This is a genomic window from Sellimonas caecigallum, from assembly GCF_019754295.1.
GTDB lineage: Bacteria > Bacillota > Clostridia > Lachnospirales > Lachnospiraceae > Sellimonas > Sellimonas caecigallum.
In genome coordinates, this window is record NZ_VIRV01000015.1 from 51,319 (window position 1) to 66,119 (window position 14,801).

General features: G+C 46.5%; 18 protein-coding genes. 1 reads left to right on the top strand and 17 read right to left on the bottom strand.

Annotation, left to right across the window (positions count from 1 at the left end):
* Window positions 1–70: 70 nt before the first annotated feature.
* Genes ruvB through FLB61_RS10025 form a run of 4 tightly spaced genes read right to left on the bottom strand, consistent with a single transcriptional unit; the run spans window position 71 to window position 2,638 of the window.
* Entirely contained in the window at window positions 71–1,072 is a 1,002-nt protein-coding gene (gene ruvB, locus FLB61_RS10010; protein ID WP_087202997.1) for a Holliday junction branch migration DNA helicase RuvB, read from the bottom strand.
* A gap of 38 nt (window positions 1,073–1,110) precedes the next feature.
* A complete protein-coding gene (gene ruvA / locus FLB61_RS10015; protein WP_221920052.1) occupies window positions 1,111–1,728 on the bottom strand; it encodes a Holliday junction branch migration protein RuvA in 618 nt (205 codons plus the stop codon).
* Window positions 1,729–1,757: 29 nt separating this feature from the next.
* Complete coding sequence (locus FLB61_RS10020; protein WP_087212150.1) at window positions 1,758–2,258, bottom strand: Gx transporter family protein; 501 nt, start codon at window positions 2,256–2,258, stop codon at window positions 1,758–1,760.
* Window positions 2,259–2,278: 20 nt separating this feature from the next.
* Window positions 2,279–2,638 (bottom strand): NusG domain II-containing protein, encoded by a 360-nt coding sequence (locus FLB61_RS10025; protein WP_087202994.1) that lies wholly within the window; start codon window positions 2,636–2,638, stop codon window positions 2,279–2,281.
* A gap of 175 nt (window positions 2,639–2,813) precedes the next feature.
* Between FLB61_RS10025 and FLB61_RS10030 the strand changes: the two genes are divergently transcribed.
* The gene (locus tag FLB61_RS10030) at window positions 2,814–3,818 is read left to right on the top strand and encodes an FAD:protein FMN transferase (protein WP_221920053.1); all 1,005 of its coding nucleotides are present in this window, start codon (window positions 2,814–2,816) and stop codon (window positions 3,816–3,818) included.
* A gap of 118 nt (window positions 3,819–3,936) precedes the next feature.
* On the opposite strand, the gene FLB61_RS13065 is transcribed toward FLB61_RS10030, so the two are convergent.
* From FLB61_RS13065 to FLB61_RS10095, 13 genes are all read right to left on the bottom strand, one after another.
* Window positions 3,937–4,521 (bottom strand): hypothetical protein, encoded by a 585-nt coding sequence (locus FLB61_RS13065; protein WP_246599192.1) that lies wholly within the window; start codon window positions 4,519–4,521, stop codon window positions 3,937–3,939.
* A 93-nt stretch (window positions 4,522–4,614) separates the two neighbouring features.
* Window positions 4,615–5,082, bottom strand: coding sequence for a DUF2752 domain-containing protein (locus tag FLB61_RS10040; RefSeq protein ID WP_221920054.1), 468 nt, complete (start codon window positions 5,080–5,082; stop codon window positions 4,615–4,617).
* 158 nt (window positions 5,083–5,240) lie between these two features.
* A complete protein-coding gene (locus FLB61_RS10045; RefSeq protein WP_087212159.1) occupies window positions 5,241–6,026 on the bottom strand; it encodes an RnfABCDGE type electron transport complex subunit B in 786 nt (261 codons plus the stop codon).
* Window positions 6,027–6,042: 16 nt separating this feature from the next.
* Entirely contained in the window at window positions 6,043–6,618 is a 576-nt protein-coding gene (gene rsxA / locus FLB61_RS10050; protein ID WP_087202990.1) for an electron transport complex subunit RsxA, read from the bottom strand.
* A gap of 12 nt (window positions 6,619–6,630) precedes the next feature.
* A complete protein-coding gene (rsxE, locus tag FLB61_RS10055) occupies window positions 6,631–7,329 on the bottom strand; it encodes an electron transport complex subunit RsxE (protein WP_221920056.1) in 699 nt (232 codons plus the stop codon).
* The gene (locus FLB61_RS10060; protein ID WP_221920058.1) at window positions 7,322–7,927 is read right to left on the bottom strand and encodes an RnfABCDGE type electron transport complex subunit G; all 606 of its coding nucleotides are present in this window, start codon (window positions 7,925–7,927) and stop codon (window positions 7,322–7,324) included. Before FLB61_RS10060 ends, rsxE begins: the two co-directional genes overlap by 8 nt.
* Window positions 7,927–8,868, bottom strand: coding sequence for an RnfABCDGE type electron transport complex subunit D (locus FLB61_RS10065; RefSeq protein ID WP_087202987.1), 942 nt, complete (start codon window positions 8,866–8,868; stop codon window positions 7,927–7,929). The genes FLB61_RS10060 and FLB61_RS10065 overlap by 1 nt, the downstream gene beginning before the upstream one ends.
* Before the next feature lie 20 nt (window positions 8,869–8,888).
* Window positions 8,889–10,208, bottom strand: a complete 1,320-nt coding sequence (gene rsxC, locus FLB61_RS10070; RefSeq protein WP_087202986.1) for an electron transport complex subunit RsxC — start codon at window positions 10,206–10,208, stop codon at window positions 8,889–8,891.
* Between the two features lie 111 nt (window positions 10,209–10,319).
* On the bottom strand, window positions 10,320–11,414 hold the full coding sequence (rpsA, locus tag FLB61_RS10075) for a 30S ribosomal protein S1 (RefSeq protein WP_087202985.1): 1,095 nt from the start codon (window positions 11,412–11,414) through the stop codon (window positions 10,320–10,322).
* Complete coding sequence (gene ispH / locus FLB61_RS10080; protein WP_221920059.1) at window positions 11,395–12,303, bottom strand: 4-hydroxy-3-methylbut-2-enyl diphosphate reductase; 909 nt, start codon at window positions 12,301–12,303, stop codon at window positions 11,395–11,397. Before ispH ends, rpsA begins: the two co-directional genes overlap by 20 nt.
* Window positions 12,294–12,782: a VanZ family protein gene (locus FLB61_RS10085; RefSeq protein ID WP_221920060.1), complete on the bottom strand. Its 489-nt coding sequence runs from the start codon at window positions 12,780–12,782 to the stop codon at window positions 12,294–12,296. Before FLB61_RS10085 ends, ispH begins: the two co-directional genes overlap by 10 nt.
* A 399-nt stretch (window positions 12,783–13,181) precedes the next feature.
* The gene (locus tag FLB61_RS10090) at window positions 13,182–13,742 is read right to left on the bottom strand and encodes a hypothetical protein (protein WP_221920061.1); all 561 of its coding nucleotides are present in this window, start codon (window positions 13,740–13,742) and stop codon (window positions 13,182–13,184) included.
* 98 nt (window positions 13,743–13,840) lie between these two features.
* The coding region (locus tag FLB61_RS10095; protein WP_221920062.1) for an LPXTG cell wall anchor domain-containing protein at window positions 13,841–14,801 on the bottom strand (961 nt) is incomplete at its 5' end.

Sequence of the window (14,801 nt, forward strand, 5' to 3'; positions counted from 1 at the left end):
CCTTCTTCTCTCTGGAAGTCCCTCTCATCCATTATAAACTATCCCTGAAAAAAAACCAACTGTTTTCTTTTTAAGTCTGCGGAAAGGCGATTCCGAGATGATGGTATGCCTGTTCTGTCGCCACCCGGCCCTTCGGTGTTCTCTGCAGAAATCCGTTTTTCAGAAGGTAGGGCTCATAGACATCCTCCAGCGTTCCGGCATCCTCCCCGATAGCAGCTGCCAGTGTATCAAGCCCTACCGGTTTCCCTCCGAATTTCTCGATCATCGTAAGAAGAATATTACGATCCAGATAATCCAGACCATACCTGTCCACTTCCAGCAGATCCAGCGCATAGCCTGCCACCTCTTCCGTGATCACGCCGTCATATTTGACTTGAGCGAAATCCCGCACTCTCTTCAGCAGACGGTTGGCCAGACGTGGGGTGCCTCTGGAACGGCGCGCGATCTCCAGCGCCCCCTTCGGTTCGATCTCCACATCCAACACACTGGCAGACCGCAGGATGATCGTCTTCAGCTCCTCATCACTGTAAAATTCCAGCCGATGTACAACGCCGAACCGGTCTCTGAGCGGAGCCGTCAGCATACCAGCCCTTGTAGTGGCCCCAACGAGTGTAAATTTTGGAAGCTCCAGACGGATCGACCTTGCCCCTGCCCCTTTTCCGATCACGATATCAATGGCAAAATCTTCCATTGCCGGATAGAGCACTTCCTCCACCTGCCTGTTCAGCCTGTGGATCTCATCTACAAAAAGGACGTCCCCTTCCTGCAGATTGTTGAGGATAGCCGCCATCTCTCCTGGTTTTTCTATGGCAGGCCCGGATGTAACTTTCAAATGCACTCCCATCTCATTGGCTATGATGCCCGCAAGTGTCGTCTTTCCAAGTCCTGGCGGGCCGTAAAACAAAACATGATCAAGCGGTTCTTTTCTTGCTTTCGCCGCCTCTATATAGATCTTCAAGGTCTCCTTTGCCTTCATCTGTCCTATGTAATCTTCCAGCATCTGCGGGCGAAGGGTACTCTCTATTTTCTTATCTTCTTCCAGACTTTCCGTAGTAATAATTCTTTTTTTCATGCTTTTTTTCTGCCTTCCTGTCTATCTGGCATCTCAGATCAGATGAATGCCATCTGTTTAAGCGCCTGCTTTAATACATCTTCCACAGACAACTGTTCAGAACCCCCCGCTTTTTTCACAGCCTGGAGCGCCTCCGTGCTTCCATATCCAAGTGCAACCAGTGCTTCCACCGCTTCTTTCTGTATCTGTCCGATGCCGGTGGCCGCCGCCGTGTCAGCCGATGTTCCATCCATCGTCCCTCCCAGCGTATCCTCAAATTTCAGTTTATCCTTCAGCTCCAGGATCAGCTTTTCCGCTGTCTTTTTCCCAATCCCAGGCGCCTTAGATATCGCTTTTACATCATTTGCCATGACTGCAAACCGCAGATCATTCGGCGTCATCTGCCCCAGGACACTGAGTCCTCCTTTCGGTCCAATTCCGCTCACTGATATCACAAGTTTATATACTTCCAGCTCATCTTTTGTGAGGAAACCGTAGAGCTGCATGGCGTCCTCTTTCACATTCAAATAGGTGTACAGCTTTACTTCCTCCCCCAGATTTGGAAGTCTTGACATGGACTGCCCGGACATAAACACGCCGTACCCGATCCCTCCCACGTCGATGACCGCCTTATCTTCTTCCAGGTCCTCCAGTGTTCCTCTTATATATGCTATCATGTCTTTTCCGCTTCCTTCCTCCTGCTTTTTTAAAACTGCAGCCTTCCAAGGCGCAGCAGCATCTCCCTGGCTCCGATGCCGATGGCCAGTCCTGTAAGCAGACCGGAAACCATAAGGATCGGAAAATAGGAAAACACTCCGTATGTCTCCACCGTCAGCATCGCCATCAAAAGCTGTCCCAGATTGTGACATACACCCCCTGCAATACTGATCCCGATCAGACTCATGGACGGACTTTTTTTCAATGCCCACATAACGGTCAGGCTCAAAAGTCCTCCTGCAAGGCTGTAAATAATACTCATCATATTTCCAAAAAGTAATCCGGCAAGCAGTACTCTCACTATAGACAGAATGTAAACTTCCCGGACAGGCATCTTATAAAGAGCTACGACGATCACAAGATTCGCAAGCCCAAGCTTGACACCTGGTATCCCAATCTGAAACGGGATACACGCCTCTATATAACTGAAAATCAGCGCCAGAGCGACAAACACCCCAAACGCCACAAGTTTCGCTCCCTTTCTGTGCAAACTGCCTCTCTCCTTCTACACTAATTTGTCACTGCGTCAACTCCGCTTTCTTCCCCTTCTTCCACGGAGACAACAACCTCATTGGGCAGACAGATAATGCTCTCCCCTTTTTTTCCGATCTCCCCTTGCTTTACGCAAATCTGATCAGGACAGGAAGCAGACTGCATCCTTACCTTGCCATTCTCTATTACAACAACATTTTCCCCTCCGTCCACCTGGATTTCCTGGTCTTTGTCAAGGGAATAGACACCTGCTTCTTTTCCATCTTTAAAAATGCGCACGGTTCCTGCCTGCTGCCTTCCCATCCAGAAAAGTATGCCAAATCCAATGCAGGCCGCCAAAAGAATCGTGCCTATTACAATAAAATCACCCTTCTTCATACTGCCTCCTCTTTCCGCTCTATTCTAACATATCATCCCATGTTCTTCAACCATATGTTCGATTCCCTGATCATTCGCGAAACTCCTGTTGCATCTTCTTTCCCTGCCGTGCTAAGATAAATAAGTGACGGTTTTGTCATGCATGGCCGGACAAGGCCGGCAGAAAGGAGACTTCATGAAACGAAAATTTACTTTTTTTACCGCATGTTGTACGGCCCTCATCTTCTCCGCTTCGGTTCTTTTTTCCGGATGCAAGGAAAAGACATCCGATCCCATACAGAAAACCGGATTGCTTCTGGATACTGTGATCGGGATCTCCATATATGATTCGGATGACGAATCGCTTCTGGACAAAAGTTTTGACCTCTGTGAATCCTACGAGGAAAAATTAAGTCCGACTATTCCGACAAGTGAACTCTACCAGATCAATCATTCCGGAGGCCAGCCAGTATCCGTATCCGACGAAACACTGGAACTGATCCAGCTTGGAATACACTACGGGGATCTTTCAGACGGTCTTTTCGATATTACGATCGCTCCTTTGAGCGAGCTCTGGGATTTCGGCAACAATACCGGAAATGTGCCTTCTGCCGAAACGATCGCTGAGGCAGCTTCCCATGTGGATTACCATTTTATCCAGATCTCAGGCAACCAGGTCTGGCTTTCTGATCCAGCTTCCGGCATCGATCTTGGAGGGATTGCAAAGGGATATATTGCGGATCGGATCCGGGATTACCTTGTCTCCGAAGGTGTAAAAAGCGCAATCATCAACCTGGGCGGAAACGTACTTACCGTGGGCGGACGACCGGACGGAACTGATTTCAACATCGGTATCCGGAAACCGTTTGCCGATGATACTGCATCGATCACAACTGCACATGTAAAGGATACTTCCCTTGTCTCTTCCGGAAATTACCAGCGATACTTTGAGAAAGGCGGAAAAATCTACCACCATATCCTGAACCCGGATAACGGCTATCCGATTGAAAACGATCTGTATCAGGTAACGATCCTCTGCGACTCTTCCGCGGATGCGGATGCCTTTAGCACGATCTGCTATTCTCTTGGAGTAGAAAAAGGACTTGACCTGATCAACAATACGGAAGGTGTGGAAGCTCTTTTTGTGACAAGCGACTATTCCCTGCATGCCTCATCCGGTTGGGAAGAAGCAGTAAAATAGATTTTTCTTTACACATCACAGACAGGGTCAGCGCGGCTGCCAAACGGCAATCTTACGCTGACCCTGTTTTCTTTTTTACTATAATCAATGCATCCGCGTGCATCAACGCCGGCACCATTTAATATCCGTAATAATATCCGTTGTAATCAATATAGCTGTCCGCGAACCCGATCACACCTACCATTATGATAAACACAAGCGCGATCACGATGCACACTGCCTCGACGATCAAAGCAGCACGGCAAAAATTTCTGCGGTTGAGATTTCCGGTTTTGCTGAACGCCCAGTAGCAATACAAAATGATTCCCCCACAGCATGGGATCAACAGTGCAAGAATCGTAAGCAGCCAGTCTCCCATACTGAGCGGAGAGGAGTCAAGCCCCGCATCCGGCTCATGTTTCGGATCCATCTTTACATTGTAGGCATAATTGCTGTCGTACCGTGCATTTTTCTGCGACTCGTGCTGTACATTCTCGCTGTAAGCCGTATATCCGCTTTCTTTCTTTTTGTCCTGACGGTCTGCCATTTCCTCCGAGCCGGACTTCGAACACCGCCCGTAATCATAGGAGACGTCTTCCTTTGGCTCCTCCGTCTTCGTCTCTGTATCCTGAATCACTGTCGGAACCATCTCCTGCTCATTTGGCTCTGTCATCGCTTCCCTTTCTTCTTCCGGGCGCTCCATATTATCTTTCTTTTCTTCCATAATCGGTCCCTTTCCTTTCTTCTGTTCACTTGTCTTATTTTATCACGTGCATTTCAGGACTACAACAATGTTTTTCAAGTTCACACATTGTTCTTACACTGACCCTACTGCTCTGAGAAGCCGATTGATCAGGTTGTCCCTATAAAAACTCATCGGAGGTTCCCCTGGGAAGTAACGGATCATCCGATAAATGTAAAACAAAATCATACCGATCAAAAGAAGCAGCAGCCATTTCTTTAAAGACGTCGTCTCCTTGTGAAGGATATATCTGCGTATGCAAAAAGCGCCCGCCAGAGCAACGATGGCATAAATAAATGGATTCAGATGCCACGCCTGCAAAAACTCCCCTCGGAGAATCGAGAATGCAGCTCTCGACAGCCCACATCCAGGGCATGGAAAACCAGTTACCAGAACAAGAGGGCAAGACGTGTACAAAAAATACCAGGCTACTGTAAAATATATTGCCAGGACAAGAATCACGATCCGGATATTCCACAAATCCCTCCGGATCATCTGCCATGTATCTCTTCCCCAGGATTTCCAACTGTTCTTTCTATGCATCTTCCATCCTCCTGTGATTTTTCTCTTCTTATACTATATCATTTTCCCCTTTCTGTTCAAGACCTTGACTTATTAAAAAAACAGGGATGGCTTTCCAGAATCTTACTTCCAGAAAGCCATCCCTGTTTTTATGGAAAAGATCCGCACCTTACTTGCAGCTAGGCAATAATCTTTTTCGGACATTTCTCAGCGCATTTTCCGCAGTTTGTACATTTTGACGGATCAATGTGCGCCACATTATTTGTGACTTTCACTGCGTCGAACTCACAGACTCTTTCACACATTTTACATCCGATACATCCCACAGAGCATACGCTCATGACATCTTTTCCTTTGTCGAGAGAACTGCACTGTACAAGATGCTTCTGTTCGTACGGTACAAGCTCGATAAGGTGTCTTGGACATGCTGCCACACATTTTCCGCAGGCTTTACATGCCTCTTTATCTACAACTGCAATGCCGTCTTTGATATGGATCGCATCAAACGGACATGCTGCCACGCAGGTTCCTTCTCCAAGGCATCCGAAAACGCAGCCCTTTGGCCCGTTATTCTGCATCATATTTACCATGACACAGTCATGTGTCCCGGTATATTTATAATTGTCTTTTGCTTTTTCGCAGGTTCCTGCGCATTTCACGAAGGCAGTCATTCGAACTGTCTCTCCTGCTTCCTGTCCCATGATAGCCGCAACCTTTTCTGCAACCGGAGCTCCGCCTACCGGGCATGCGTTGACCGGAGCTTCCCCTTTGACAATGGCTGCTGCCAGACCGGAGCATCCTGCGTAACCACATCCGCCGCAGTTATTTCCCGGCAGCACTCCTGTGATCTCTTCTTCTCTTTCATCGACTTCCACCGCGAATTTTTTCCCGGAGATCCCAAGGAAAACGCCGATGAACAATCCTACGCCGCCGACGATGGCAGCGGCAACGAGTATACCTGTCATAATCCTGTTTCCTCCCTTAAATCAGACCTGAGAATCCAAAAAATGCAATGGACATCAGCGCCGCTGTCAAAAGTACGATCGGTGTACCCTGGAATGGCTTCGGCACATCATTGTGTTCCGTCTTTTCACGGATACCAGCCATGATCACAATGGCGATGGTAAAACCAAACGCAGTGGCGAATCCGTTTACCACACTGCTCAGGATGTCATAATCTTTCTGTACGTTTGTGAGCGCCACTCCGAGCACTGCACAGTTTGTTGTGATCAGAGGAAGGTAAACCCCGAGCGCCTGATAAAGCGAAGGCATCGCTTTTTTCAGGAACATTTCAACGAACTGGACGAGCGCTGCGATTACCAGGATAAACACGATAGTCTGCAGATATGATACATCCAAAGGCAGCAGGATGAATTTATAAATCAGGCTGGTCACAAGAGAGGCGATCGTGATGACGAAAATAACGGCGCCTCCCATTCCACCTGCTGTCTCAATCTTTTTTGACACTCCAAGGAACGGACAGATTCCAAGGAACTGGCTCAGTACAACATTATTTACAAGCGCAGAGCCAACTGCGATAATCAGTAATTCTTTCATCCTTTTCTCCTCCTATTCCTTGTCCGGATCCTTTGCAGCAGAACCGCATCCGCCGCAGGAAGCACAGCCGCCTTCCGCGCAGCCTCCCTGAGGTCTCGTTACTTTCTTTCCTTTCTTCTCCATGCTGTCCATGATCTGATTTCTTGCCGCAACAAGAACAGCCAGCACAATGAAGGCTCCCGGAGCCAGGATAAAGATCGTGATCGGCTCGTAAGATTCCGGCATGATCTGGATGCCGAATACCTTGCCCGCACCGATAAGCTCACGGACTATACCGATACACGTAAGACCAAATGTAAATCCAAGTCCCATTCCGAGACCGTCAAAAATGGACGGAAGCACCGGATTTTTGGAAGCATAGCTTTCTGCACGTCCGAGAATAATACAGTTTACGACGATCAATGGAATATAAAGTCCAAGCGCAGAATAGAGGCTCGGAACAAACCCTTCCATAAGGAACTGGACAATCGTCACAAAAGATGCAACTACTACGATAAACGCCGGAATACGAACTGAATCCGGAATGATCTTTCTAAGCATGGAAATCAGCATATTGGACAATACGAGAACCACCGCCGTGGAAAGCCCCATACCGATCCCGTTAATGGCAGAAGTCGTGACCGCAAGCGTCGGACACATACCCAGCATCATGACGAATGTCGGGTTTTCTTTGATAATACCGTTATATAAGCGTTCCCCACATTTATTCATCTGCACTGCCTCCTAACACATTCTGATAATATCCAAGGGATGCATTGACTGCTCCCGTGACAGCTCTCGTCGTGATCGTAGCGCCGCTGATGGAATCGATCTGTTCTCCTTCTCCGCCGTCTTTGTCTACGTAGAACTGCTCTGTCTTTTTATCGGCATACTGCTTTTTGAATTCCGGTGTATCGGCATTCATACCAAGACCTGCCGTCTCGCTGATGGACAGAATAGAGATTCCCGTCACTGTACCGTCGGACTGAATTCCGACAGACAGCTGGATATCTCCACCGTACCCGTTTTTATCTGTCGCCGTCACAACATATCCGATGGTCTCCCCGCCTTTTTGAGCCTCAGCAGCCTCATTGATCACAGCGCCGTCCACACCAGCGTCTTTTACCGCCTGTGCCGCCTCTTTTTCATCCACATCAAGTGCTTTGAACTCGTCTGCATCCTGGAAGACTTCTTTGTATGCTTCCTGCTTTGCATCTTCCTGCGCCTGTGCGATCGGCGCTTTTGTAATCTCGTAAACACCGCCCAGGGCAATCCCTGAGATCAGCGTGATCGCTGTCAAAATGATCGTATTCTTTACAATCTTATTCATTATTTCTCTCCTCCTTTACCAAATGGTTTCGGAAGAGTAACCTTCTCGATCAACGGAACCAAAATGTTACTGATGATGATCGCATAGGAAACCCCTTCTGCGGAACCTCCGAAAAGACGGAACAGCCCTGTGAGAACACCCAGCAGGATACCGTAGATGATCTGCCCTTTCTTTGTGATCGGGCTTGTCACATAGTCCGTCGCCATAAACCACGCACCGAGCATGATACCGCCGCCGCAAAGATGAGCGGTAATGAACTGCCAGTCAAAACCATGGCCTCCGAAAATTGTGATAAAGATCACAAAAGTCACAAGGTAAGTTCCCGGAATACGGAGATCAATGATTCCTTTCAGAAGGAGAATGATCGCACCGATCATGATCGCGATAGTGGAAGTCTCCCCAATGGTACCAGGAATCTGTCCAATAAACATGTTCATCGTATCCACATTTGCGATAGAACCATCTGCACGCATCGTTGCAAGCGGTGTAGCCCCGGTAATACCGTCATATGTAAAGGATGTCATCCTTCCTGTAAAAGAGATCAAAAGGAAACATCTTGCCGCAAGCGCCGGGTTCATGAAATTCTGTCCAAGTCCCCCAAACAACTGCTTTACTACAAGGATAGCAAATACACTTCCGAGCACGCCCATCCACCATGGAGCAGACGGCGGAAGATTGAGGGCAAGCAAAAGCCCTGTAACCGCTGCACTAAAATCACTGATAGTTACCTTTTTGTGCATCAGCTTTTCATATATAAACTCAGTCAGCACAGCCGCTGCCACTGTTACAACTACAAGAATCCACGCGTTCTGATCACGGAAATTCCATATACCAAACAATGTAGTCGGCAAAAGTGCGATGATGACCCACATCATAATGCTGCCTGTGGAATCTTTGGCACGGATATGCGGCGATGCTGAAATATTAAACTGTTCGTTCACTTGTGTCCACCTCTCATTTCCTATTTCTTCTTCCTGTTGGCCAGTGCGATCTTTCTCATGGAACCGATGGCCTGTTTAAGCTGTCTTCTCGCTGGACAGACATAGCTGCAGGATCCGCATTCCATACATTCCACTCCGAACTCTTTTTCAAATGCCTTCTCATCATGCCTCTCCGCATAATCTGCAAGTCTCGACGGAATCAGGCGGCTTGGGCAAGCTTCGATGCACCGTCCGCAGTTGATACATGCCCCAGGTTCGTACATGGCTACCTCGTCCTTTGTAAGACATAAGATCGAAGATGAAGTTTTTGTAACTGGAACATCCAGAGTAAACATAGCAAATCCCATCATCGGTCCTCCGGATATGATCTTCTGCGTTTCCTCTTTGAGTCCGCCTGCCGCTTCCACAAGCTCTCTCTGGGAAATTCCAAAAGGAACTTTAAAATTTCCCGGCTCATTGACTCCGTCCCCGCTCACTGTGACAACACGTTCGATAGACGGACGTCCATTGATCACTGCATGGTGGATATTGATGATGGTCTCCACATTGTCTACCACACATCCTACATCTGCCGGAAGCATGGAAGAATTGATAGCTCTTTTCGTCACAGCATAGATAAGCTGACGCTCTCCTCCCTGTGGATATTTCGTCATCAGCTTCGCCACTTCCATTCGCGGCTCCCCTTTTGTAAGTTCTTCTAACTTTGCGATACAATCCGGCTTGTTGTCCTCCACAGCAAAAACTCCCTTCGCATTGTCAAACAGCCGGAGAATGACTTTCATCCCGCTTACCAGTTCTTCCGGATTTTCCATCATCCTGCGGTAATCCGCAGTGATATACGGCTCACATTCCGCACAGTTTGCGATAACGTAGTCGATCTTATCCGGTTCTTTCGGGGAAAGCTTTACTCTTGTCGGGAACCCTGCACCTCCCATACCTACGATCCCTGCATCTGCGATCAGATTGAGGATCTCTTCTTTCGTAAGTTCCTCAAGGGGTTTCGTCGCCAGCTTTTCAGCCTCCGTATATTCCCCGTCATTTTCGATGACGATAGAATTAACCTTTCCTCCTGTCGGTGTGAAATTAGGCGCGATCGCCTTTACCTTTCCGGACACGGAAGAGTAGACCGGAGCGGACACAAACCCTCCTGCCTCCGCGATCTTCTGTCCTTTCAGCACCTGATCTCCTACCTTTACGATCGGAGACGCCGGGGCTCCGATATGCTGGGAAAGCGGATACACCAAATCCCCTTTCGGCAGGATCTCGACAATCGCCTTGTCCTTTGCCAGACTTTTTCCGTCATTCGGATGAATCCCACCCTTGAAAGTTAAAAGTCCCATCTTTTTTCCTTCCTCCTCGTTCATTTTTTAACAGAACCTGGAACATGAAAAAACAGAGGCCAAAAGCCTCTATTTCTTCTGTTTCGTTATAATGTCACGGTCCCTTCAGAATTACTCTTCTTCAGAAGTCTGCACTTCTTCTGCTGTTTCTTCTGCCGGTTCCAGTGCTTTCATGCTTAAGCTGATTTTTTTCTCTTCTTCATTCAGATCCACTACTTTCGCTGTGATCTCCTGTCCAATCTTCAGTACATCAGACGGTTTTTCCACATGTGCTCTGGAAATCTGAGATACATGGAGAAGAGCATCAACTCCCGGTGCCAGTTCTACGAACGCACCAAAATCTGTCATTCTTGCAACTTTACCTGTCACAACTTTACCTGCTGCAAAATCTTCTGCTGCATTGTTCCACGGATTTGTCTCCGGGAATTTGAGTGATAATGCGATTTTTGTATCGTTGATATCTTTCACAAGTACTTTTACAGTTTCTCCTACCTGGAAAAGCTTCTTCGGATTGTCAACACGTCCCCATGACATTTCGGAGATATGAAGGAGACCATCCACTCCGCCCAGATCGATGAAAGCACCGAAATCTGTCACGTTCTTTACTGTTCCTTCTACTGTGTCGCCCACTTTCAGGTTTGCAAAAAGTTCTTTCTGTTTTTCTGCTTTTTCAGCAACCAGAATCTGTCTTCTGTCTCCGATGATACGGTTTCTTCTCGGATTGAATTCGCTGATAACAAATTCAATCTCCTGTCCCTGATACTTGTTCAGATCTTTTTCATAAGTATCGGATACAAGACTTGCCGGAATAAATACCCTGGCTTCTTCTACAACAACGCTGAGACCGCCTCCAAGAATCTGTGTAACCGGTGCTTTCAGAACTTCTTTGTTCTCAAAAGCTTCTCTAAGTCTTTCATTTCCTTTTTCAGCAACAAGTCTCTTATATGTCAGTAAAACCTGTCCTTCTCCGTCGTTTACTTTCAGAACTTTAGCTGTCATGGAATCACCAACAGATACCATGGTTGTGAGGTCTGCATTCGGTTCGTTTGTGTATTCGCTTCTTGTAATGATACCGTCAGCTTTGTATCCGATGTTGAGAATGATTTCATCTGGTTTCACATCGATAACTGTACCTTCTACAACCTCTCCATTGTGTATTGTTTTGAATGATTCCTCCAACATTTGTTCAAAAGTTAAGTCTGACATTATTTTGAACCTCCTCAATTATATTATTGGGCGTGGATGCCCCTGCTGTAATACCTACTGCTTCCACGGACTTTAACTGTAATTGATTCATATTCAAATCGTCAAGAGTCTGTATGTAGTACGTATTTTTACATGCCTTTTCACATATTTCAAATAACTTCTGGGTGTTCGAACTATGTTTGTCTCCTATAACAATCATCGCGTCCACCTCTGCTGCAATGCGGGAAGCCTCTATCTGACGCTCCTTTGTAGCATTACAGATCGTATTTAAAACACTTATATCATAACGCGTTTTCAAAAGAATTTCAACTAAATATTTGAATTTATTGTAATTAAATGTCGTTTGAGACACAATACAGATTTTATTTCCATTTTCTGCCTCAGACAGCGAGTTTTCCAATGTAAAAGCCTTCGCCTCCTCCTCGCTTTCGATGACGCTGACCCTGTCTTTTGCCCATCCTTTTATCCCTTTTACCTCGGGATGCTCCTTGTTCCCAATGATGATAATATACTTGCCGTTATCGCTCTCTGTTTTGACAATATTATGAATCTTTTTTACAAACGGGCAGGTCGTATCCACATATGGAATTCCTTTCTCCTCCAGTTTGTCATAGATCTGTTTTCCCACCCCATGGGAACGGATAATGACAATGCCGTCATCAAGGCGATCCAGATCCTCTTCTGTATGCAGTACGCCCACACCTTTTTTCTCCAGATCTTTGACCACTTCTTCATTATGTATAATAGGACCAAATGTATAGATTTCCGGGACATGAGCCTCGCCCGCCTCAAGTCTTTTCCGACGTTTTTCCACTTGCTCATACACCGCATCTACTGCTCTTTTTACCCCAAAGCAAAATCCTGCTGTCTTTGCCAATCTTATTTCCATGTTTTCTCCTTCTTCTTTCTATTCCACAGTCTCCATGTCAATGCTGCCACGGCCACTCCGGCGAGCACGCCGCCGCTGTCGATCAAAACATCTGTGATCATCGCACCTCTGCCCGGAACGAAAAGCTGATGGAACTCATCGCCAGCTGCATAACATGTACCGATCCCCCAGGCGTAAATTCCTGTCTTTCCAAGTGTCGTCTTCGTCCCGGAACGGATCGTCTGAAACAAGAGGAATCCAAGGATCGCATATTCCGTCCCATGAGCCGCCTTTCTGACCGGATATTCAATCGCTTCCGCAAATGTATCCTGACGCTCTTTCGTCCAGCTTTCAAAATCAGACACAAAGATTTCTCCGATCATCTTCCCCACAAGCAGGCTGTCTTTGGAAGATTCTCCGGCCGTCTTTGCCGAAAAAGCGAAAATCACAGCCATCCATACGACCGCAAGTGCCGCCCAGATATTCCTCCATTTTTTCATATTCGTTTCCTTCCAATCTTTATCTGAATGCATTATACTCGTTCATCACTTTCCAAGTCAAGATGCGTTCTCCACCAAATCTTGGTTTTGCAAAAACTTTGCAAAAAAATGTTGCAATTTTCCTCTTTTCACGTGATAATAGTATTGAATATGACAGTATGTCCGCTGAGAGAATGATTTAGAAAAAATAAAAATAAAATCAAACAACCTCAATCTATCACAATAAAGAATTCTCTCCTGCGGCAGTGCGTATCTCATACTTATGTCTGTCGGCAGGATGGTATGCTTGGGCTGGCGGACATGGGTTATTGTTGTATTCTCATCACAAAAGACTCCACGACGAACGCCGGAGTGACAGGCCTCCCACCTGTTCTCCGGCGTTTCTTTGTCTGGATACATTCAGGACTTCCAGCTGATATTTTCGATTTCATATATGGAAACAGCATCATCACAATTGACGATCATCTTTACAGTGTAATTCCGCTTGAACTCTTTCCCGTTTCTTGTTCCTTCCATTTTGATTGTACAGCTTACTTTTCCGAGTGTGCTGCCCTGATATTCCACTTTATATGCATCCTTGATCTTCGTCTCAACGGAAGTGACAGTGACCTCTGCGTTAGTATAGAGTTTTTCCCGGTCTTTCTGTAGTTTCTCCCGGTCTTCATCCGAAGCAATACTGGAGTACAAGGTCGTATCAATGACCATTTTTTCTTCCTCTTCTATACTGCTGTCCACAATCAAAAATCCGGAAGCCCATCCCATGATCCCTGTCTTGATTTCTTCCTTTTCTTCCTTTGAAAACGAATCTCCTTTGTCTGGAATTTTTTCTGAAACATAATCGATCGGCGATGTCTCTGCCTCTTTCTCCTTCGTGTCTTCCGAAGAGCAAGCACACAATCCTGCAGAAAGCAGGCATACGGCAACAATAAATGATATAATATTCTTATGGATTCTTTTCATCTGCACCTCATTTTATCACAAAACCATTGCCTGAAATATAATATTCCAGGCAATGGTTTTATTTGTTTTTGGTTATTTGGAAATGAATTTTTTGTTTATTATTTGCGGAATCTTCTTGCCAATACTGCTGCGATAGCTGCAAGACTTCCGATTACTCCTACTGCCGGAATTGCTGCATTTGCAGTATCCCCTGTCTTCGGAGCATCTTTTTTGTCATCTTTTACGTCTGCCTTTACTTCTGTTGTATCATCTGTCTTGTTGTTATCATTGTCAGACGGTTTAGATGGATCTACCGGTTCAGCCGGATCTGTCGGATCTGTTGGGTCTGTTGGATCTGTCGGATCACTCGGATCTGTCGGGTCCGTCGGATCTGTCGGGTCACTCGGATCTGTCGGATCACTCGGATCTGTTGGGTCACTCGGATCTGTCGGGTCACTCGGATCTGTCGGATCACTCGGATCTGTCGGGTCACTCGGATCTGTCGGATCACTCGGATCTGTCGGGTCACTCGGATCTGTCGGGTCACTCGGATCTGTCGGTTCTTCAACTTTTTCTACAAATAAAATGTAACCACGTGTGCATCCAAATGGTACATCAATATTTGTTTTCTGAACCAAACCTTCTACGAGCTGATATCCTTCCGGAAGCTGGTAGTCTTTTCCAAGCTGGAATGACCAGCATGTTCCTGGTTCCCCTGCCTGCGTTACAGATGCATAATCATGAGCAACAATTCTTCCTTTAACTGTCATGAATGTAACAAATAAAGAAGTCTTTTTCTGGATTCTTTCTACAGGTACATCCAGCTGTCCGCCTTCTGTTGCCATAAAGTCTCCAGATACTGTCATACGGTATCCTTCCGGCACGTATGGTTTCAGGATAGAGTAATTGTTTACTCCTTTTGGTACAAAGTAGTCTCCGCCTGCAATGAACTTATCTCCGTCCATAAAACGGATGTTCATGATCACGTTTTTCTGGATCTTTTCTACAGGTACATCCAGCTGTCCGCCTTCTGTTGCCATGAAGTCGCCGGATACTGTCATTTCGTATCCTTCCGGTACG

Bases quoted from the DNA above. Each gene is read 5' to 3' on its own strand.
- FLB61_RS10030 (WP_221920053.1), top strand. From the start codon at position 2,814: ATGAAACGAAAATTTACTTTTTTTACCGCATGTTGTACGGCCCTCATC.
- FLB61_RS10090 (WP_221920061.1), bottom strand. From the start codon at position 13,742: ATGAAAAGAATCCATAAGAATATTATATCATTTATTGTTGCCGTATGC.
- ruvA (WP_221920052.1), bottom strand. From the start codon at position 1,728: ATGATAGCATATATAAGAGGAACACTGGAGGACCTGGAAGAAGATAAG.
- FLB61_RS10025 (WP_087202994.1), bottom strand. From the start codon at position 2,638: ATGAAGAAGGGTGATTTTATTGTAATAGGCACGATTCTTTTGGCGGCC.
- FLB61_RS10040 (WP_221920054.1), bottom strand. From the start codon at position 5,082: ATGCATAGAAAGAACAGTTGGAAATCCTGGGGAAGAGATACATGGCAG.
- rpsA (WP_087202985.1), bottom strand. From the start codon at position 11,414: ATGTCAGACTTAACTTTTGAACAAATGTTGGAGGAATCATTCAAAACA.
- FLB61_RS10060 (WP_221920058.1), bottom strand. From the start codon at position 7,927: ATGAATAAGATTGTAAAGAATACGATCATTTTGACAGCGATCACGCTG.
- ruvB (WP_087202997.1), bottom strand. From the start codon at position 1,072: ATGAAAAAAAGAATTATTACTACGGAAAGTCTGGAAGAAGATAAGAAA.
- FLB61_RS10045 (WP_087212159.1), bottom strand. From the start codon at position 6,026: ATGACAGGTATACTCGTTGCCGCTGCCATCGTCGGCGGCGTAGGATTG.
- FLB61_RS10085 (WP_221920060.1), bottom strand. From the start codon at position 12,782: ATGAAAAAATGGAGGAATATCTGGGCGGCACTTGCGGTCGTATGGATG.
- ispH (WP_221920059.1), bottom strand. From the start codon at position 12,303: ATGGAAATAAGATTGGCAAAGACAGCAGGATTTTGCTTTGGGGTAAAA.
- FLB61_RS13065 (WP_246599192.1), bottom strand. From the start codon at position 4,521: ATGGAAGAAAAGAAAGATAATATGGAGCGCCCGGAAGAAGAAAGGGAA.
- rsxA (WP_087202990.1), bottom strand. From the start codon at position 6,618: ATGAAAGAATTACTGATTATCGCAGTTGGCTCTGCGCTTGTAAATAAT.
- rsxE (WP_221920056.1), bottom strand. From the start codon at position 7,329: ATGAATAAATGTGGGGAACGCTTATATAACGGTATTATCAAAGAAAAC.
- rsxC (WP_087202986.1), bottom strand. From the start codon at position 10,208: ATGGGACTTTTAACTTTCAAGGGTGGGATTCATCCGAATGACGGAAAA.